The organism is Polaromonas sp. (assembly GCF_012927485.1).
Classification (GTDB): domain Bacteria; phylum Pseudomonadota; class Gammaproteobacteria; order Burkholderiales; family Burkholderiaceae_C; genus Polaromonas.
The window spans coordinates 1-19820 of sequence record NZ_JABBPC010000002.1; the positions used below are offsets into that span (position 1 = coordinate 1).

General features: G+C 55.4%; 16 protein-coding genes and 1 pseudogene. 8 read left to right on the forward strand and 9 right to left on the reverse strand.

What is annotated here, in order from left to right; translation table 11 throughout:
- On the forward strand, nt 1-284 hold a 284-nt coding region (locus HHJ16_RS00035; RefSeq protein ID WP_293639654.1), incomplete at its 5' end, for a hypothetical protein.
- Nucleotides 285-683: 399 nt separating this feature from the next.
- Here the strand turns inward: HHJ16_RS00035 and HHJ16_RS00040 are convergent.
- Nucleotides 684-1016: a hypothetical protein gene (locus HHJ16_RS00040; RefSeq protein ID WP_293639655.1), complete on the reverse strand. Its 333-nt coding sequence runs from the start codon at nt 1014-1016 to the stop codon at nt 684-686.
- Nucleotides 1017-1129: 113 nt separating this feature from the next.
- On the reverse strand, nt 1130-1309 hold the full coding sequence (locus tag HHJ16_RS00045; protein WP_293639656.1) for a hypothetical protein: 180 nt from the start codon (nt 1307-1309) through the stop codon (nt 1130-1132).
- A 70-nt stretch (nt 1310-1379) separates the two neighbouring features.
- Between HHJ16_RS00045 and HHJ16_RS00050 the strand changes: the two genes are divergently transcribed.
- Nucleotides 1380-1772 (forward strand): hypothetical protein, encoded by a 393-nt coding sequence (locus HHJ16_RS00050; RefSeq protein ID WP_293639657.1) that lies wholly within the window; start codon nt 1380-1382, stop codon nt 1770-1772.
- A 206-nt stretch (nt 1773-1978) separates the two neighbouring features.
- Here the strand turns inward: HHJ16_RS00050 and HHJ16_RS00055 are convergent, their stop codons facing one another.
- A complete protein-coding gene (locus HHJ16_RS00055) occupies nt 1979-2341 on the reverse strand; it encodes a hypothetical protein (protein WP_293639658.1) in 363 nt (120 codons plus the stop codon).
- 430 nt (nt 2342-2771) lie between these two features.
- Here HHJ16_RS00055 and HHJ16_RS00060 point away from each other — a divergent pair, with 430 nt between their 5' ends.
- Entirely contained in the window at nt 2772-3197 is a 426-nt protein-coding gene (locus tag HHJ16_RS00060) for a hypothetical protein (RefSeq protein ID WP_293639660.1), read from the forward strand.
- Between the two features lie 352 nt (nt 3198-3549).
- Here the strand turns inward: HHJ16_RS00060 and HHJ16_RS00065 are convergent, their stop codons facing one another.
- The 6 genes and pseudogenes from HHJ16_RS00065 to HHJ16_RS00090 form a co-directional block, all read right to left on the reverse strand.
- A complete protein-coding gene (locus HHJ16_RS00065) occupies nt 3550-4101 on the reverse strand; it encodes a lipocalin family protein (protein WP_293639661.1) in 552 nt (183 codons plus the stop codon).
- 549 nt (nt 4102-4650) lie between these two features.
- A pseudogene (locus HHJ16_RS00070) lies at nt 4651-5250 on the reverse strand (type VI secretion system Vgr family protein); the annotation flags it as partial.
- Nucleotides 5251-5301: 51 nt separating this feature from the next.
- Complete coding sequence (locus HHJ16_RS00075) at nt 5302-6303, reverse strand: T6SS immunity protein Tli4 family protein (protein ID WP_293639663.1); 1002 nt, start codon at nt 6301-6303, stop codon at nt 5302-5304.
- A 116-nt stretch (nt 6304-6419) separates the two neighbouring features.
- Nucleotides 6420-8060 carry a hypothetical protein gene (locus HHJ16_RS00080; RefSeq protein WP_293639665.1) on the reverse strand — a complete coding sequence of 547 codons (1641 nt, stop codon included), beginning with the start codon at nt 8058-8060 and terminating at the stop codon, nt 6420-6422.
- Nucleotides 8061-11183 carry a type VI secretion system Vgr family protein gene (locus tag HHJ16_RS00085; protein WP_293639666.1) on the reverse strand — a complete coding sequence of 1041 codons (3123 nt, stop codon included), beginning with the start codon at nt 11181-11183 and terminating at the stop codon, nt 8061-8063.
- Between the two features lie 113 nt (nt 11184-11296).
- Entirely contained in the window at nt 11297-12112 is an 816-nt protein-coding gene (locus HHJ16_RS00090) for a hypothetical protein (RefSeq protein ID WP_293639667.1), read from the reverse strand.
- Between the two features lie 163 nt (nt 12113-12275).
- On the opposite strand from HHJ16_RS00090, the gene HHJ16_RS00095 reads away from it, so the two are divergent.
- The 5 genes from HHJ16_RS00095 (at nt 12276) to tagF (ending at nt 19819) form a co-directional block, all read left to right on the forward strand.
- Nucleotides 12276-13121, forward strand: a complete 846-nt coding sequence (locus HHJ16_RS00095) for a M15 family metallopeptidase (RefSeq protein WP_293639687.1) — start codon at nt 12276-12278, stop codon at nt 13119-13121.
- 46 nt (nt 13122-13167) lie between these two features.
- Complete coding sequence (locus tag HHJ16_RS00100; RefSeq protein ID WP_293639668.1) at nt 13168-13437, forward strand: PAAR domain-containing protein; 270 nt, start codon at nt 13168-13170, stop codon at nt 13435-13437.
- Between the two features lie 43 nt (nt 13438-13480).
- Nucleotides 13481-14941, forward strand: a complete 1461-nt coding sequence (locus HHJ16_RS00105; RefSeq protein WP_293639669.1) for a hypothetical protein — start codon at nt 13481-13483, stop codon at nt 14939-14941.
- A 64-nt stretch (nt 14942-15005) separates the two neighbouring features.
- Nucleotides 15006-18836, forward strand: coding sequence for a type VI secretion system membrane subunit TssM (gene tssM, locus HHJ16_RS00110; RefSeq protein ID WP_293639671.1), 3831 nt, complete (start codon nt 15006-15008; stop codon nt 18834-18836).
- Nucleotides 18833-19819: a type VI secretion system-associated protein TagF gene (tagF, locus tag HHJ16_RS00115; RefSeq protein ID WP_293639673.1), complete on the forward strand. Its 987-nt coding sequence runs from the start codon at nt 18833-18835 to the stop codon at nt 19817-19819. Before tssM ends, tagF begins: the two co-directional genes overlap by 4 nt.
- The last annotated feature ends 1 nt before the right edge of the window (nt 19820 follow it).

Consider the following 19820-nt stretch of genomic DNA (forward strand, 5'->3'; position numbering starts at 1 on the left):
GCACTGCGCGTTCGCGAACCTCGGGTGAAAACTTGTTTGACTTCTTCATGGCTCAATCCTCTCAGAGATTTGAGCCTCCTCAAAATACGGGGCGATTCACTATTGTGAAACTCAGCGCCGGGCACGCGCGGCTGAGGGAGCGGGCGTTGGTTAGACATTCATCAGAAATAATCAACCCTATTCCGCATGCCAGCCGCGACGAGTTTATGGCGGAGATTGACGAACTTATCGTCGAACTAGAACAAGCCCACTTCCGCATCGCAAGCGGCGTCCCGCAGCGTTGACACGCGCTAGGTGGTAGCTACGACGTTTGCCAAGGCAGCCACTAGTCGGGAACACTTTCGCTCATAGTCCGCTCCTGGTCGACAACAGGTATGCCAAAAGGTTCATGACGCTGAAATTCCTGTTGCCGGAAGTACATAAGCGTCCAGCAGTCCGCGACCCTGTATATATTCAGGACGCCAAGTTCATTGGCCTACGACATGCCTTCGCAGGTGTCGGGCGGCGGCGACATAATCGCGCTTCACCCGAACGATGCACGCGTTGTGCGACCCGATAGTGATTTACCAACGTGCTGAACGCGCGCTACGGCGCTGCCATGCCCTTGTCTTTGAGTACTTACCTGAGTGTCCTCGCTCGCCAGCAGGATGAGCGATGACAGCGCGGGAGGGGGAGTCGGACGCTTAAGCCGGGACGGCGCCAGCGTAGACGGTGCCGTTCTGCGTGCCCGCTACTACCTTAGCGAGCGGGATGATGGAGCCGACAGAAACCGCATCTTCTTTGCCCATCGCCTCAAGCATCGCCGGCGGCAGGATGGCCAAGCCAAAGTTTCGGCCGTCGCGGATGCGCTTCGCAATCCCGGCCGCTGTGTCCTTCACCACCAACAGTTTGTCTTCAGTGGGCTTCTCGAGCATGGGTGCCATAGCCGCGACCACCGGAAAGAATGCCTCTGCGCTAAGCACCCTGACCTCTGCAGCCGCCGCGGCGATTGCAAAGCTCCAGCAGACGGGCAGCAAAGCGAGGCGACTGGCCGGTTGGCGCCAGCCGCCACTGCAAGAGCGGAGTCGGCTGTGTTCATGAACAGTAGCGTGTCACAGCCCCACCTTACGACACGCCAAACTGGCAGCCATCACCGATGGGCCGGCATGCATGCAACCTTTGCAATTGGCACGGCCAAGGCATCGTAGAAGCCTTCCGCAGCGGGTCTAGACGAGACCAACCGCGCGCCATCAGCACCCACGAACACTTTCCCCAACTGCTGCGTGTCTAGCGGCTTGCCCGGGTAGGTCGGCGAGACGTTCAGCGGCATGCCGAGGTCTTCCCGAGTAAGCAACTTGCCCGGTCGCTACACTCGGCTCCACCTCCACGAGATGCAACTCATGAAGAAAAATTTCGGACTCGCGCTCCTCGCGGTCTGCTGCCTGACAGCCAGCGCCGTCGCGCAGGAGGCGCCGGGGCGCCAGGTGTCGATTGGATTTGGCGGCAAGAGCATCATCACCGCGCTGGACAACATCTTTCGCGGCGACATCATGCCCAAGCTCATCCCGCTATCAACGGTACTGACTGGCTGCAGCGAGCCCATCGAAAAGATTGATACCGAGATTCTGGAGATGCCGGTCAACCCGTCCAAGAACGACAAAGGCCAGCTGACCTCGGGCGTTCTCAAGGAACGCTGGAGCCTGACGAAATGCCACAAGGTGGTAGCGGTGTACGTGACCGTGGAGTTTTTAGCCAGCGGTCAAACCGCGCATACGATTTCCGCCAAGCCCTAGGCTCGCCGCGCCCTTACCTGGCTTTTATTGCTCAAAGAGCAGCTGCCTCGCGAGCCTTTTTCCTCGCTTGGGCGAATGTGGCCTCCGGTGCGTTGCAGCCGCGGGCTAGCGGGGTGACTTAGCGCAGAAAAACGGATATACCAAGGAATTCCGTCGGCAAAATCAATTTGTTCGCCGCCGCCGGCTCAGCACCGTTGCGACTTGGACTATTGCTTCTCGCGGCTTGTCAAGAAATAAGTTCCGCCTTCGCCGTCCGGCGTCAGTGTTACTTGGAACGGCACGCGCTGGCCGCAAAGGGCTACGGTCCAGCGTTCTTCGACGCTTCCGTACTTGAGCGACGCCGGCGTCTTGCCCGAGCCGACCGCGTTGGTCTTGAGAACCTCGGTTGTGACTGAGTCGATGCGTTCGCACTTGGTGTAGAGGCGCGCTTCCATTGCAAGTTGCCTGCTGACGTCCGATTTCAGCGTATCGCCGGCTCTCGTGTTGCCGCTTACAGGAATGGGGGCGGCGCAGCCCATCAATGCCAGTGCCAGGATACCGCTTAAAAAGCAAAATTTGTTATTTTTCATCAGTTTTTCAAAGTTAGAGGCATCTACCCCAAAGGTATTTTCCTTCAGCGCAGCGACGCCAACCTTGCAAAACAACGGCTGAAAATCCGCTCATTTCAAATTGGCAGATGCACTCCTGCCGCCAGACCTTCAACCGCAAGCAACGTTGGAGAAGATTTTGTCGCTCGTAGAAATCCGGGTGTGGAAGCCGTGGCTGCGCCAGAGCTTACGAAGGTCGAGGACATGCTGCAGAAAAACGTGAGGAAAGCGATTATGTGAGCCGACTCACGCCTATCATCGCTCCTGCAGCCTGAATACATTCGTCGGAACAATAGCTTTCGTAGGCAATTGGCTACGAAGCGGCTTACCTGGTTGCTCCCAACGACCGCCTGCGGCGTCTGCTGCGCGCGGACGTTAAACCTCAAAATTCACTTTTTTAGCGGTCCACCCCTTGAGCAAGATTATTCGTGCTGGGCTTACTTACTTCGCAATCGTGCTTGGTACTGGTTTCGTGCTCGGTGTTATTCGAGTCCCTTTTCTCGTACCGCGCATAGGCGAACGCTGGGCGGAACTCGCAGAGATGCCCATCATGGCAACCGTCATCTTCCTCGCTGCTGGCTTCAGCCTCCGGCGTTTCCCCAGAATATGTTCCCCTGGCCGTTCCCTAGCCGCTTGGGTTCTTGCTCTTGCGTTATCGGTCTGCGCAGAACTTGGTCTCGCGGTTGTCCTCCAGAGTCAGACGCTCGCTGAATTCCTCAAGAGCCGAGACCAGGTTTCTGGTTCTGTCTACGTTGCCTTGCTGCTGGTCTTCGCAGTCATGCCACGCCTTCGCCTTCGGAACCATGAGCAGAACGTGGCCAAAAATAGCGAGGCCTAACCCCTCGCTCGAAATGAGTTCTTACGGTAGGTCACCGGTCCGGTCTGACGGTACACGGCACATTTTGGCCAACCCGGGCTTAGCGTCACACCGTTGGGTACGGTGAGGCTCGAGCGTTGAATGTCCGCAGTTGGTCGCATCACGACTCCTACGAATGCTTGCAAATAGGGGCGCTGTCTTCTTGCGTCACCGGGGGTTCAGTATTGAAAAGTTGACATTTCTGCTCGCAGCGTACGGATGCGTAGGTGCAGAGACCTTTGTGATTGAGCTAGCAGGCCTCGGCTTTGTCGCCGTTCTGATATGAATCTGTGGCCGGGTCCGCGCTGTGCCATCGGCCCATGTCCACCCTTGTTCAGTCCCGGTGAATGGTTTTCTCCAGCCGCTGGAGGTCAAAGCCCTGGCTGGACAGCCGTGCCAGCAAGGCGGAATAGGTACCAGGGTCCACTTTTGTGCTTCTGGACAAAATCCACAGATACTCCCGCTTAGGCTCACTAACGGCCACAAGCTGGTACGCGGGGTCGAGGTCAATGACCCAGTAGTCGCCCCATACCGCTGGAATGAAGGACAGCCAAGCCGGGGCAAAGCGGACCTCCAACTTTGAAGAAGCGGTACCCCCAATTTGTCTGGCGCTACCCACCGCCTCCTTCATTTCACCGTTTTCTTGCCGGCACCGGTTGACGACCTGAACCTGGCCACCCGTCAGCAAGCTGTACTCGGCCCGCGTGTCAGCCACGCATTTTTTCTGGAACCAAGCCGGGAATTTGGAAATCTCATACCAGGTTCCCATATAGCGCGGGACATCGAGTGCGCTGATCGACGTCAACGCAAGGACAGGCTCGAATTTGTCGGCAGCATGGGTGAATGCGCTGCTCAGGACAAGAATGGCAGCAATCAGGATTTTCATTTCTATTTGTTTCTATCTGGGTAGTGCCGTGAATTTAAGGCATGGTATCGGCTAATGGCCTAACTTGGAATGTCCGCTGCTGATCGGGAAAGGCCCGTCATGCAGGGCTCTCTGGTGCCCAACACGATCATCCAACATAGCGACGCGAAAGCGGCCTCAAGGAATCTTCGATGCCTGTTTGAGGGCGTCAAAACTGACCTTACACCTAAAAGCATGCTGAAACATCATCCTGACATGGTCAGATTTATGCAATCCTCATGGTGTGAAGTCTATCCCGCAAGCGCCGGACTTTGATTGCATTTGGGCGGGTGTGATGCCGTGAATTCCCGAGGGTTGAAGCCGCCACCTCTCGGGCGAACTGAACGCGCAGCACCGTCCTGAGCGACTTGTGGCGGTCCAGTCCAAGGTGGACTGAATCGCAGTATCAAGCAATTTGGAAGCAGAACCCAACTCTTCGCTCCAGCTTCGCGACCATTCCGACTTGCCGACAGCAGCGAGAGGGTGCATGCGGCAAATAGTGCAAGCTGGAAAGGTATGACCTGAAGCACACTATCGCCCGTTGCTGAACTGCAGGCTTTGCCCGGCGATGAGCCCCAGGCCGGCTTGTCCGGCCAGCGTCAGAATCGGCTCGCCGCTGTGGGGCACAGCGTTGGCGCTGGGCGAAGTTTGTTTGGCCGGTGCGTCCGAGTACGCGCTTTGCAGGCGCTGGCCGCTCACCTGCGTGGCGCTGGCTTTGAGCAGGGCGGCCAGCGGGGCAGCGGCCTCGTCGATGGTGCTGGCGTTGGGCTGGATGCTGCCCTCATGGCTGGCAAGCCGGACCGTGGCGTGGGTGCTGGCGGCCTGGCTGAAGGCTTGGGACAGCAGCGTCGCCTGTTTTAACAAGGCCAGAGCGGCGCTGTTGTCCCCGGCCGGGTCGCGCTGGCGGGCGTTGTGCTGGATGGCGTAGGTGGTGAACATCAGTCCGGCACCGGCGCGCACCGCGCCATAGGCATCGCTGCGCAGCTCAAAGCCCTGACCGCGCAGGCTGCCTCGGTAGTTGTCGGCCGTGTGAATGAGGTGGCCCAGGTTGAGCTCGCTGGCGTATTGACTGGTCTTGAGCTGGATGCGCTGCTGGTTGCCGCCGGCATCGTTGTCATCGAACACCAGTTGGTTGTAGCCCGCGCTGGGCGCACCCGCGCTGCCCCATTCCTGGGGCTAGCTTCACAACGCTCCCGGCCGCATGCGAATGGTTTTTGAGACAGCATCCCACAGGGCCAGAGCCTCTTTTTCCGTCAGTGATGCGGGGGTTACAGTGTAGTTTCCATTGGCATCGAACGTGGACTCAATCGGGCCTCCGTTTTCCATGACAACCTCAAAGAAAGGGGTATGTGGATTGCCACTTTTGGAGTTTCCCTCCATCTTGAAATAATGACCCTTGATAGTTTTTCCACCGGCCTGGTCCATATCCCCCGCCATCAACCATTCCTCAACCTCAAATACACCCGGTATCTTGACGACACCCTTGCGCAAGAGTGCCCCATTGCTACGCGATATGAGCTCACTAAGTCCCGGGCGTTGGAGCAAGGTGTCATCCAGTTGTGCGTGACTATCGCCGCTCCATCTAATCTGCACATCCGGCATTTTTTTGAAATCAAATACGGCCCTGATTTCCTCCTCTTTGTCTGCCTTGCCCGCTAAAAATCCGCCCTCAAAACAAAATCCGGGCTCTGTGGGAATGTCATTGAGTTCACGGCTTCGAGCCCGTTGCAGCAGGTCTGTGAGCAAGGCCCTTTTCTGGGGGGTGGTGGTTGGCACTTGCTTTGCAAGTACATCATTTTGAAATTTTGGGGCGGACACATCAATAGCCTTAGCGACCATTTTGATGACTTTATCGTCAGACCATTTGTAGCCTTCAATTACTCGTGCACTGTCGTCAAGTTCATTCTCACTTTCCAGCCGCTCGAACAGCTTTATGGTCGGGCTGGGCGAGCTGACGCTGTAAAAGTAAGGCCAGCCTTCACTGTGTTTCTTCGCCCGATATTCCGCCTCGATCTGCCCCATGCGAATGTTGAATTCGTTGAGCGATAGGGTGCCCATAACCTCTATTACCACCTCATGGTTGTATCCCACGGTTTGCTGGGTGCTGCCGCGTATGCTTTTGGGCAAGTCTATTAAGAATCGTCCCAGACAATGGGTCTGCATGTTTTGGGTGAGTTCGTTCACGGTTTGTTGTTCCTGTGCGGTGAGGGGAGGGGTTGGTGGCTTGCAGCCTTCCGTGGCGATAACAGCGCAGAGCGCCACAACCGCCAGCACGGATCGCAATAAAGTCGGAACGACGCTCACTTGTAGGCCATGCCCGCAACGTCTTTGATGCGCTGGGCAATCTTCACGATGCCGTACAGAGCCGCGCGCTGGGCATGGGCATTCTCGTTTTTATAGGCGGGTTCATGCTCCACCCGCTGTAACTCGAAATAAGCCTTCGCGTGGTCTTTCACCCCGCGTCCCGAGCGCTGCGGTACCGTGCCGTCCCCGGCTTCTTCGGGCGTACTGATTCGCATCGGCATCAGGCTGGGGTGGGCGGGCTGCCCCACGAACCTGGTCGGCCTGCGGGGTTCAATCGGCTGCTCATAGCCCTCGCCTTTGCCACGCTGGAATGACACATCCAGAAGGTCGTTGGGCAAGGTTTCATGGCTGTAATTAGAGCTAGGTTGAAACGTCCACTGCACCTGCCCATAAGCGGCTTTGGTCTGGTCAACACCGATGAAGGCATAGGTGTGGGGATGGTATTTACCTTGCAATTTTTCGTGAAACTTTTTTACATGCAACCGTATGACATTTGTAAAGTTAATCCAATCCGTCTCAATACGTTCTTTTTTCTCATCCCTAGGATCGATGAGAAAGTCATCGCACAGACTCCACCATTTGCCACGCACGGTATAGATTTCGCTATAGGGGTCGGCCTTTGGCAGGCTCATTTGTGCAAGCTCATTTTTGCCATCATGAAACTTGAGCCAGCGCATGCCGTATTCCATCCCGGGCAGCATTTGCAGCGGCCCGGGGGCTGACGATAAAACGGCGGTCATTTCGGCCGCGTTGCCGCCCAGCACTTCGCTGGCCAAGCCGCCAGCCGCGCTTTTCCAGGTTCCTTTGTCGGGGTTTTCGGTTCCCGCTTTCATGCGCCGGTACACGGCTGCAGCGCCAATGGCGGGCATGACGCCATGCACGATGCCCAGGATCTTGCTTTGCATGCCCAGGTTTTCGGAACAATAACGCGCCACCAGGCCTCCCATGGAGTGGGTCACCACAATGACTTGCTCGCACTTGAAGTTTTTTTGGTAAAAGGCGATGAACTCGTTAATTTTCAGCTGTAGACGCTCGGCTGACTTGGCGTTGGAGTCCAGCCAGTTGTAGCCGACGGCGTGCACGGGAAAGCGGTATTTGTAGGTCAGCGCAATCTCGTCGCGCACCACTTTGTCCATTTTGACGGCGCCTTCGAGCACTTGTTCAATCAGGCCGACTCGGGGGCCATTGTGAGGGTCGTTAAAATCATTCAGGGTTTTTTCCAGCCAGACCAATATTTCTGCATAGCTGCTGAAACCGACTTCACCCCAGCCGCGGCGTCTGAGTTCGGTGTCCGTCTGAATGCTGCCTTGCGGAATATCGCCACCCCTAAAAACATCCGTGTTGTCGGGGCGCAAAAGCTTTTTTCTTGATTTTGCATTTTTCGTAATCCAATCCTTTGCCATGCCCATGCCGGAGTTAAGCAGCCACACTGGCGCTATAGGAGGTTTCTTTTTGTCGATGTTTTCCCCGAGGTTGGTGCCCATCACCCCGGGTACAAAAATCACCGGAATGATGCGATCGGGGACCATGTAGCAAATTGCAAATGACTCACTGGGGGGACTGGTCACAGAGGGGTAGGACGCTACCCCATGCTTATCAAACCTTGGAGCAATCACGCGATCGATAGTGGTGGCCATTTAAATATTCTCTGGAATGATTTTGAGACTCAGGCCTTCAAGCAGCTGGCTTTTGTACAAACCCGTTTTGCCTTCACCATCAGTGGTGCCTGATCGCGCCACCACGCCTTGGGCATCAATGAGCTGAAATTTTCGGTTAGCGGCTGGTGTTGAATCAAAAGGCCACTTGAGGATAAATTCCTCATCAAATTTGACCTTCGGCCACGTCTGCGTTTCTCGACTGAGTGAGGTCGGCCCATCAAACTTCTTCGCACTGGCATGCACGGTCAGTTTGCCCGGACACTGCACGGTGATGTTGCCGCCCTCGATCGTGATGTTCGCGCCAGCAGCGGTGCTCAGGCTGATGCTTTTGGCGGCTGCAAAGTCGATGTTTGAGTTGGCACTTTGAAGGTTGATCAACTCCTTGGCCTGAATATTGATCGCATCACTTTGCGCTTCATAACGCACCGGGTCCTGTGCTGCAATCAGCGTCAAGCCTTTGCCGTCTTCACCCGGCCCCGCCGCACCCCCCAGAATGCCAATCGCCTGTCCACTGTGAATCCTGAGCTGCCCGCCGGTGATGCTCTGGCTGTCTTGCCCGCTCATGAGGCTGAGGGTCTCCCCGTTGCTGAACTGCAGGCTTTGCCCGGCGATGAGCCCCAGACCCGCTTGTCCGGCCAGCGTCAGAATCGGCCCGCCGCTGTGGGGCACAGCGTTGGCGCTGGGCGAAGTTTGTTTGGCCGGTGCGTCCGAGTACGCGCTTTGCAGGCGCTGGCCGCTCACCTGCGTGGCGCTGGCTTTGAGCAGGGCGGCCAGCGGGGCGGCGGCCTCGTCGATGGTGCTGGCGTTGGGCTGGATGCTGCCCTCATGGCTGGCAAGCTTGACTGTGGCGTGGCCGGCCGGGTCGCGCTGGCGGGCGTTGTGCTGGATGGCGTAAGTGGTGAACATCAGTCCGGCGCCCGCGCGCACCGCGCCATAGGCATCGCTGCGCAGCTCAAAGCCCTGACCGCGCAAACTGCCCCGGTAGTTGTCGGCCGTGTGAATGAGGTGGCCCAGGTTGAGCTCGCTGGCGTATTGACTGGTCTTGAGCTGGATGCGCTGCTGGTTGCCGCCGGCATCGTTGTCATCGAACACCAGTTGGTTGTAGCCCGCGCTGGGCGCACCCGCGCTGCCCCATTCCTGGGTTCGGATACCCCATTGGGCGGCGGCATTGGCGTGGCCCCCGGCGCTGCTGGCGGCTTCGCTTTCGCCGTGCCGGCCATGCACGCTGCCAAACCAGGGCGGGCTGTTGCCTGCGGCGCCGCCGGCCATCAAGTTGCCCTGGGCGCTGGGACGATGGTCGTTGGCCGCGGCGAACAGGTTGGCCGCCGGAGCTTGATTTGTACTGGCCGTTTGTCCGCCCGGGGTGGGCGCCACGCCGCCTTCGCCTTGTCCGTTGTAAAGCGCACTCACAATGATGGGGCGCTCGATGTCGCCACCCAAAAATCGCACCAGCACCTCTTGCCCGACGCGCGGCAGGAACTGCAGACCCATGCCCGCTGCGGCGCTGCGTTGGGCCACGCGGACCCAGCAACTCGCATTGCCGCTGCTGGCGCCATCGCCATCGGCCATCTGGCCTTGCCAGTGCAGGCGAATACGCACTCGCCCCAACTTGTCGCCATACAGGTCGCCTGCGCTGGTGTCGGTGGGGCTGCCGTCGGGGCCAACCACCAGGGCGGTCTGCGCCCCCGGGGCGGTGGGGCGCTCCAGCGGCAGGGGCCGCCACACGATATCGGCGCGCAGCAGTTCGCACTGGTTGGCGTAGCCCAGCGCCTGGGCTTGCGCGACCAGGGCCGCCGTGTCCAGGAGCATCGTTGCGCTGGCGGGGGCAATACCTTGCGGGCACTGCAGTTCGCGCAGCAGGCCACTGAGCAATTCAGGTACGTCGCCCAGCAGCTCGGCCAGTCCTTCAACGGCGGGTTTGGGCAGATTGTTCAGCCCGAGGTGGCTGACGGCCAGCACGTTAAAGCCGGGAAAGTGCGGGTCGTTGAGTGCGGGCAGCGGTGCCTGGGTAAGGGTAAAGCGGGTGCCGGCGCGCAGGGTGCGCACGGTGCTGCGGGCAAAGTAGCGCTCGTGGCGCGCTTCCAGCGCTTGCATCTGCAGCTCGGCCTGACGTTGGGCCTGCGTGCGGTTGGCAAAGGCGTACGGGGCTTGGGGCCGGTAGATCTCTAGCCGTGGGGCGTTCTTGCCGCCAAAGGCCGCTGTGGTGGGGGCGCTGGCGCTGAGGCTTTGTTTGGATTTGTAGTCGGTGCTGAGCAGGGTGACGGCGGCGCTGGGCAGGCGGCGCTGGGCTGCGAGCGCCTGTAAGCTGTCTTGGGCTTCCTTGGCGTGGCCACGGTGAAAGCGGATGCCCTGCCCACCCAGGACATGGGCGCTGCTGTAGTCCTCGGGAAAGGCGCTCTTTTGGGTCGAGTCGGCAAAGATCAGCAGGCGGTGTTTGGCGGGGCTGTCGGCATGTTCTTCGATGCGCCACGCCAGGCCTTCCTCCGTCAGCAGGCGCTGCACAAAGGCCAGATCGGTTTCGCGGTATTGCACACAGTAGCTGCGCATGCCTTCCTGGTGCGCTTCGCGCATGAAGGGGCCGACTTCATCAGACACGCCCCAGGCCGCTTGCGGTGCGTAGCGGGCAAAGATACTGGCGAGAATGTCGAGCACGCGGGTGTCTTGCCAGACCCGGCTGGCGGTGCTCTGGCCCAGCATCCAGGTCCAGTCCACCACATGCAGGCGGTAGCGGGCCAATCCGCCTTCGCTGCCCAGAAGCAAGGCTTGGTTGATCATGCCAGTAGTGGTGGTGCGCGTGCCGTCGGCTAAAGCAGTGTGCAACTGGCAGATCTTGCCGAGCAGACTCGAGAGGGAAACATGGGCATCCAGGGACAGCACCAGAATATCCCAGGCGCTGGCGGTGTGCAGGGACTCAAGGCCAACATACGCTTCGACCATGAAAGTTTGGCCGGGAAGAAAGCCCGTGCCCATTGCGCCCAGCGGGCTTGCTTCTTGCACCCCTTCGATGCTCAGGTCATACAGGCGCTTGGCGCTGGAGAAATTGGCCTGAAGGAGCGAGACGATATTTTGGGTGGTTTGGTCAGTCTGAGGGCTTGACGTCATGACCCGAGCCCCCGATGAATCAGAACACAGTTTTGCATGAAATAACCCCTTGAAAACACAAGCCGACAACGGGCCTTTTCTTATTAATCGGCTGTGGCGTCGCCGCCTGCTTTCTATTTATCCTTTTCTTTTTCTTTTTCTTTTTCTTTTTCTTTTTCTTTTTCTTTTTCTTTTTTCTTTATTTCTGATGCCTGCGCAGCGCTGGCTTTAACTGCGGCCGCACGCGCTGTGTCTGTAGAAGCGTTGTCGTGAGCTATCAGAGCGGCGAGCAAGTTAATGTCTTCGTCTACCGCAGGCGCAATTGCAGGTTTTCCCTTTTTCTTGGGGGTCGGAGCGACCTTTGCGATCTCGTGTTTAGCGTGGGCTCTGGAGGGCGCTTCCACCTGCGATTTGTTTTCAAGTGCTTTCTCGATAATCGCGACTGGAGGCTTCACGCCCTCTTCCAATGCGGTCGTTAGACTGGCTTGCTTGGCGACTTGATCCGGTGCGGCTCGTGTGGCCGCGGGCGGGCTGGGCTGGTTGACGATCTGGGCCGCTTCGGGTACCGCAGCAGGTTTCACAGGCGTTATGGCTGGAACAAGCTGCGTTGGGACCAATGCGGCGACCTTTACGACTGCTGACGATATTGATGAGGTAGCAAGCGGTTCTTCAAAAAGTCTGCCGGCGACATCTACCCCAGAAATATATCGAAAACCAAAGACCGCCACGACAGCAGCAATGCCGATGACTGAGAAAACCTTGAAAGCTGTGCGGGCTGACTTTCCCCTGGCTCGCTTAATGACCAGAGGTTCCTTTTTCAAGTTAAACAAAATTCGGGACTCTGCCGCCTGACTATCTCCTTTTTCCCTTGAAACCGTACCCAACTCGGGCAGTGACATCAAAGAGGGCTTTGCGCCTGTAACGTCTGGCTGATTTTTCTTATCTTCCATATAAATTTCACCCTGATGTCCTAAATATTACCAAGCCACGAGACATTATGCGATGCCAATGAGCGGAAGCAACCCTCGCATATTCTAACTGCACCATTTACTTAGAAATATCATCTATCTCAGCCATAATCATGCTCTTTGAAATTCATATCAGTATCTATAAATTGTGTTTGGCTTTGTTGTTCTCTACTTTTTGCTGGCTTGTTTCGTGGTTTGGGTGGCCCTTTTCCCAGAGGGTCGAGAGCTGGCGGACAAACTAGTTCAAAAATTTCGCAACGCTGGGAGACACGTAACGGAGGGTGGCGCCACGTTATCAATACGAACGCTTTCAAAAGCGGCATTATTCTCAAGCAAATCGGGAGGTGCTTTTCGTCAAGGCGCCAATTGGATCGAAAGACACTGGTGGAGCGTCATTTTTGGACTTTTGCTGGTCATTTTGCCTCCAGTGGGAATTTTGATTTTTAGTTCTGGCTTATATTTGGACGGATTTTCAACTGATCGGGTAGAGATAAATTCACAAGTTGCAGAGCTGCTCAAAGGTGAGCAATTGGTTCCGCCAGCTCCATTGCCACCAGATATATTTGCCTCTGCCGAAGTTGCACAAGTTCGTCCTTTTATGCAAAGCGCTAGCCGAAATTGGCAATTGCTTGACCAGGAATTTTCTCAACGGGTATTGCTTGCATTTAAAATAATGCGTGAAAAGCATGGTTATGAAATGGCGATTTTGGAGGGCTACCGAAGTCCCGAGCGGCAAGACATGCTGTCTCAAATGGGCACCCAGGTGACGAGCGCCAAGGCGTTTCAGAGCTACCACCAATTTGGTTTGGCCGTTGACTGTGCTTTCTTGCTCAACGGTAAACTGGTGGTTTCAGAAAAAGATCCATGGGCGATGAAAGGCTACGCGCTTTATGGTGAGGTCGCCGAGTCAGTGGGTTTGACCTGGGGCGGCCGCTGGAAAATGATGGATTTTGGGCATATTGAATGGCGAAAACCAGGTTTCATTAAATAGAGTCTGGTCGTTCGTGGTATATGCCTTGTTGTCTTGGGAAAATAAAATGTCACGTAGTTTGATTGTTTTAGGCGACAAAACTTCGCATGGAGGGACGGTTATTCAGGCATCTGCCGAGACTTTCGTTGGTAACGTCCGGGTCGCACGCGTGGGCGATATGGTGTCGTGCCCACAACGAGGACACGGCACCTGTCCCATCGTGACCGGCGATCTCACCATGCTAATCGAAGGCAAACCAGTCGCTCGTGTCGGCGACAAGACAGCCTGTGGGGCCCAGTTAATTGCAAGTCAGGCGATTGCCGGTGATATGTGTTAATGGATTTCGCGGCTTTTAAATAAAATAACAGGAAAAAGCTGCAATGCGAGCGTTACTGATGCGGGTGGTCGGGATTGGTACCATTTTTTTGCTGGTATGGCTTGTCGTTGTTATCTATTGGCAAAACACATCGCGCCTGCCTTCCGAGTCCGAACTCGTGCTCTATTTGGGCGTCGTGCCGTTGGTTTTGGTGGGTGCCGGTTGGGGCGTCATGAAATTGGTCAGCCAACCTCAAGCAGGGCCGGCGGCACCATCGGATGCCACAAAACAAACGGAGGATCTGCGCAAACATAACGCCGAGCAGGAGCGCGAATGGACGCTGAACATCGTGGCCAGTTCGCTTCAGACTTCCGCCGGGACGTCGTCATCGGAAGTTTTGAGCAAACTCCAAGCCGGTGATATTGATTTTGAGCTGGATCCGGAACTCAAAAACTCCGAGGGTTTTCCAGTGTTTTCAGCTCGTATCGCGGAATTGGAGGATTCGGAAACTCGAGCTGTAATTGCCGAGTGGCAGAAAACCAGCATGCAGCCGGATCTCCAATGGAGTGAAAGTCAATACCGTGCCTTGCACCTGGCTGCATTGAGTACCAATGAGTTGGCCTCTTTGGCGAGTGAGCATCCGGACGTGCAGCGTTGCTTGAAGCAAAAAGAAGAGGGACGTTTGAAGAAGGACGACACGGTGTTGCCGCTGCGCCTGATCGGACTTTGGCCCAGGCAATGGTCAGAGGCGCACCAATCCATGGCATCTGCTTGGCTGAAGTCGTTAATTGTTCAGTATGGCTGGCCTGAGCATCGAATTCTGGTGCAAAAAGCAAAGACCGAGCAAGCTAACCCCATTTCTCTGCTGGATGAAATCAACGTCAGCGCCCACCGGATGCAGTTGCCAACCATTGGCATTTTGGTGGCGAGTGATTCCGGGATTCAGCAAGAGTACGTTGACGCGCTTGCCGCCAAAAATAACCTTTTTGGCGGCAAGAACACACAGGGCTCCAGACCCGGAGAGGCGGCAGCCGGACTGCTTTTTGCGGATGCAGAGCAAAGCAAAATGCTGGGGACAGGGCAATGTTCTAGCCTGCACCGCGCATCCTGGGCGAGCCGCGAAAAGTCCGCTGACGAAAAAGGCCGTGTTTCTGCTGACTTATTGGGTAGTCTCGTAGGCTTGGCGGTGGAAATATCGAAAGTGGAAGTTTCGAAAATACAGTTAATCAGCGCCGATAACGACCACCGCCCAAGTCGAGAGTCTGAATTGGCAGAAATGGTGACCAAAACATTTCCTGATCTTGACGCTGCCAAAGATGCCCTCAAAGCGGCGCAGGCTTGTGGTTCCCTGCCTCAGATCACCACGGTAGCGGCTCTATGTATTGCTCATCAATATGTAATTAATGAGCAGCTTCCGGTGCTATGTGCAAGCTTGCATGATCCTCTGCTTCGTGCGGCGGTCGTGCTGCGTGTTCCTTTCGAAATAGATATTAAAGATAAGTCGGATACAGCAAAAGCTGCCTAGCCGATAAAAGATAAATATATTTTTCGACTCATACCTTGGGTTTATTCACTTTTGGTTTTGATATATGCAACGATTTTGGCAATTTTTGACCGACCGCCGCACACTGATCGTGATTGGCTTCGTCGCGCTTGCAGCGTTTTTATTACTCGGTTTGCGTGCAGTAGAGGTAGCTGCAATTTGGGCCTTCGCGATTTTCGTTGGCGCAGTGATGATTGGAGTGATTGTTTGGTGGGTTCGCCGAAGAAAAGCTGAAAAAGCTTCCCGACAGTTGGGCGACATGCTGGAAGCCCAAGCGGTGGGTTCCAGCGCGAAGGGGAACAAGAACATGCGCGCGGAAGAAGTGGAGTTACTTCGCAAGCGCATGCTCGAAGCAGTCAAGAAAATCAAGACTTCCAAGCTGGGTGAAACTTCGGGAATAGCCGCTTTGTATGAGCTGCCTTGGTATATGGTTATTGGCAATCCGGCGGCAGGCAAAAGTACGGCAATTGCCAACTCTGGCCTGCAATTCCCGTTAGCCGACAAAACCGGCAAGGTGATCCATGGTGTGGGTGGTACGCGCAACTGCGACTGGTTTTTCACCTCTGATGGCATTGTTCTCGATACCGCTGGTCGGTATTCGGTGCATGACGAAGACCTGGATGAATGGTTCGGCTTCCTGAGCCTGCTAAAAAAACACCGCCCAACAGCGCCAATCAACGGAATCATCATTGCGGCAAGCATTGGCGAACTGATTGGAAATCGACCTGAATTCGGTATAACGCTTGCCAAAAATCTACGTCAACGTGTGCAGGAACTGACGGAGAGACTTGAAGTATTTGCGCCGATCTACGTCGTGTTCACCAAGGCGGACCTTATTTCAGGATTTACTGACTTTTTTCAGGAAACCAACCGCACCGAGAGAGATCGCGTCTGGGGCGCAACGCTACCTTATGCCCCGTCAGGCACCGGACAGGACGCCGCCAAGCTGTTTGATAAGCATTTTGACGAGCTTTACGATGGCTTGCGTGAGATGAGCCTGGCAAATATGGCCTTGAACCAGGACGAAGACAAAACAACGGCCTTGTTGACTTTTCCACTGGAATTTGCGTCTATCAAGTCATCGTTGCGGGCTTTTATATTGACGTTGTTTGAAGAAAATCCATTTCAATTCAAACCTGTATTTCGCGGGTTTTACTTTACAAGTGCGTTGCAGGATGGGGCTTCTGCAAGCACCTCGTCGGAACGCGTGGCAGAGCGCTTTTCGCTAAAGCTCAGAGAAACAGAAGTATCAACGGTTACGTCCAAGTACGGATTTTTTCTTCATGATTTATTTCGAAATGTCATCTTTGCTGACAAAGCTTTGGTGGCGCGATTCGCAAGTCGAGCAAAAAAACGACTGCGCTATATCGCCTTTATTGGCGCGACGGCAGCGCTGGCGCTGTCGTTAACTGCCTGGAGCTGGTCTTACGTCAACAACAGAAGGCTTATCGAAAATGTACAGGCCGATCTGGACAAGGTTGTACGTTTGCAGGACAAACGATTGGACCTGCAATCTCGAATGGAAGCACTCGAAATTCTTCAGGATCGAATTGAGCAACTGGAGCAGTACCGTCAGAATCGACCCTTCTCGCTGAGTATGGGTTTGTACAAGGGAGATTTGCTGGAACAGAAGCTGCGGACTGAATACTTCGCCGGTATCAAGGAAGTCATGCTCAAGCCTGTTGCCGGCAATCTTGAGGCGTTTTTGAGTGAAGTGGTCGCTGGTGGCGATAAGCTTGCGCCGATGGGTAGTCCACCGCAGACTCCGGTAGCCTTGGGTGACGCCGCAGTGGCACCCCGTGTTGCAACGAAGGAGTCTGGCGGCCTGACGGCGTACAAGGACTCATCGCCTGCCAATGCGGAAGATGCCTATAACGCTCTAAAAACTTATTTGATGCTTGCGGACAAGTCGAGAGTCGAGTCGGGACATCTCAATGATCAACTTGCCCGTTTTTGGCGCGGCTGGCTGGAATCAAACCGTGCGGCTATGCCCAGAGAGCAAATGATCCGCAGTGCGGAGCGGCTCATCAGCTTTTTCTTGTCTCAGGTGAGCGATCCTTCCTGGCCTGCAATAGAAAACAAATTGACGCTGGTCGATCAATCACGTGACACATTGCGGCGCGTTGTGCGTGGCATGCCAGCGAGGGACCGTGTTTACGCGGATGTCAAAGCACGGGCGTCGACCCGTTTCCCGCCCATGACGGTAGCGCGAATTGTGGGTGATCAAGACAAGGATCTGATTTCCGGAAGCTATGCAATTGCTGGCACTTTTACGCGTGAAGCTTGGGAAAAGTACGTTGAAGAGGCGATTAAAGTTGCCGCTAACAAAGAGTTGCAGAGTGAAGACTGGGTTCTTAAAACAGCCGCCAGAGATGATCTGACTTTGGAGGGAAGCCCGGAACAAATTCAAAAAGCTCTGGTGGCTCAATACAAGGCTGAATATGCCAAAGAATGGCTGAAATTTATTGCAGGCGTTACCGCAACCGAATTGACGAATTTTGACCAGACTGTAACGGCTATGAATAAATTTGGTGATCCGCAGAATTCACCGATTTCCAAGTTGATCAACACGGTTTATGAACAAACCTCCTGGGACAATCCTTCGCTGATTAATGAGGGCATAAAGCGTGCTCAACAGGGCGTTGTGGGATGGTTCAAAGAGACCATACTGCGTCAGACACCCTCGGGTATGAATGTCAACCTCAATCTTGCGGGTACACCAGGTCAGACGCCCGTGGGGCCGGTAGGAACTGAATTCGCTGGTGTGGCACGGTTGGTGGTAGTCAAGGATAAAGATGCATCTTTGATGCGCGGCTACATGGAAACACTGTCCAAGTTGCGCACCCGGTTTAATCAAATCAAGAACCAGGGCGACTCGGGGCCGGGTGCCAAGCAGTTGATGCAACAGACATTGGAAGGCAGCGGGTCAGAGCTGTCTGATTCACTCAAGTTTGTCGATGAGCAAATGATGGTCGGCATGACTGATACGCAACGCAAAGCGATTCGCCCCATCCTGGTCAGACCATTGGTTCAAGCTTTCTCGGTGGTCGTCAAGCCGACGGAAAGTGAGCTGAATAAAACGTGGTTGGCGCAAGTGTATGACCCGTTCCAAAAAACACTAGGCAGCAAGTATCCGTTTGTGCTGGACTCCAAAATTGAGGCCACCAGTAGCGAGATTGGTCAATTTTTTGGTGCAGAAGGGGCTATTGCCAAGTTTGTGACTACCGCAATGGGACCCCTAGTGGTAAGACGGGGTGATACGCTCACGGCAAAAACATGGGCAGATATGGGGATCAACCTTGCTCCGGAAGTTGTGAGTAGCTTCCCTAGCTGGGTGGCTCCTTTAAGTGCAGGCGGTGTTGCCGCATCAAGCGGTACCGACGCTCAAACGGTGTTTCAGATTCAGCCACTGCCAGCCACCGGTGTCACCGAATACACCGTTGACATCGACGGACAGCAGCTGCGCTATCGCAATACCCAGGCGCAATGGGTCAATTTTGTCTGGCCCAACCCACAAGGCGCACCCGGTGCACGGGTAGTGGCCACGACGTTCGATGGGCGTACCGTGGAGATGGTAAATTTTCCGGGCCGCTTTGGCCTGGAAAAACTCATTGGCTCTGCGCAGCGCAAACGAAAAGATAACGGCGTCTTCGAACTGACGTGGGTGAATGGTGCCGCGACCGTCTCAATTGATCTGAAAATTATCAGTAGCCCGCAAGCCGGTACTGGCGGCAGCGCACCGTCGCAGAGTCAAGGCTATCGGGGCATGCGCTTACCCACGACGGTGACGCAGGCGGCGCCTGTCGCGGCTGCAAGTCCGGTAGCTTCTGTGCAGGGGTCTGTCTCGACAACCGCCGTTGTGGGGGCTGGCAAATGAGCACCGTACCGACCAACGCCAACATCACTTATTTTGGGAAAGTTCCCAGTCGCGGTGATTTTGTCAAATCCGGCTCCAGCCTGCCGCTATTAAATTCGCTGGACAACTGGTTAGCTCGCACCATGGACAGCATGAGCACGGATACCCGGTGGAAAAGCATTTACGATGAAGTTGAACCTTTCCATTTCGCTTTTTTGGGACCACGCAGTCGGCTTGCGATAGCGGGGCATTTCACGGCCAGTTGCGACGCAGCTCAACGCCGATTCCCATTTGTGACTGCCGTGGCCATGGATGTGGACGATTCGAAGGCGTTTGCTTATCGCAGCCCCCTGGCGTTGTCCCGCTTATGGAGTCGTTTGTCGCATTTGTCCGCCAATGCGGCGGCCGCTGTTGACGCCACGTCCGATCTGAATGCAATCGCGGGTTCTATGGTTCAAGTTGACATTGAAAGCAAGGCATACGACGAAAATTTCCATATTTTCCTGGAGCAGCAGACGATTGGATCTTTGGATAGCTGGCTAAAAGACGCTGGATTTGAAGGCAATTGTCGGCAGTTGATTTTGGGCCTCGGACTTTTGCTGCAACCTGTCATGGCCAGTGGTTCAAATCGGTTAGAGAAAAGTCTCTGCCTGCCGTTGCCGATAGATCCCGTTTACCGGTCTTTAACAGCCGCCTTCTGGTTGGCGTTGATCAATCCATTTCTGCAACGCGCAGACTTCGAGTTGTCCATCTTTGTCACTCACTCGCAGCAACGCCCTGTCCTCATCGTGGGGTTCAGTGGTGCTTCCTCGCTGACGCTCGAGGCAGTGCTCAGCCCCAAGATTGCACAGGAGCACTTTATAAGGTTTGACCAGGCAGCATGGGTCGAAGAAACGGTGACCTCCGACTATGGCGTAGCCAAGTTATCGAGCTATTTGGAGCAACCCCGACTTTCCCTGACTTCGGCTAGGCAGTATTTCAACGAAGTCTTCTTGGGCAATTAAA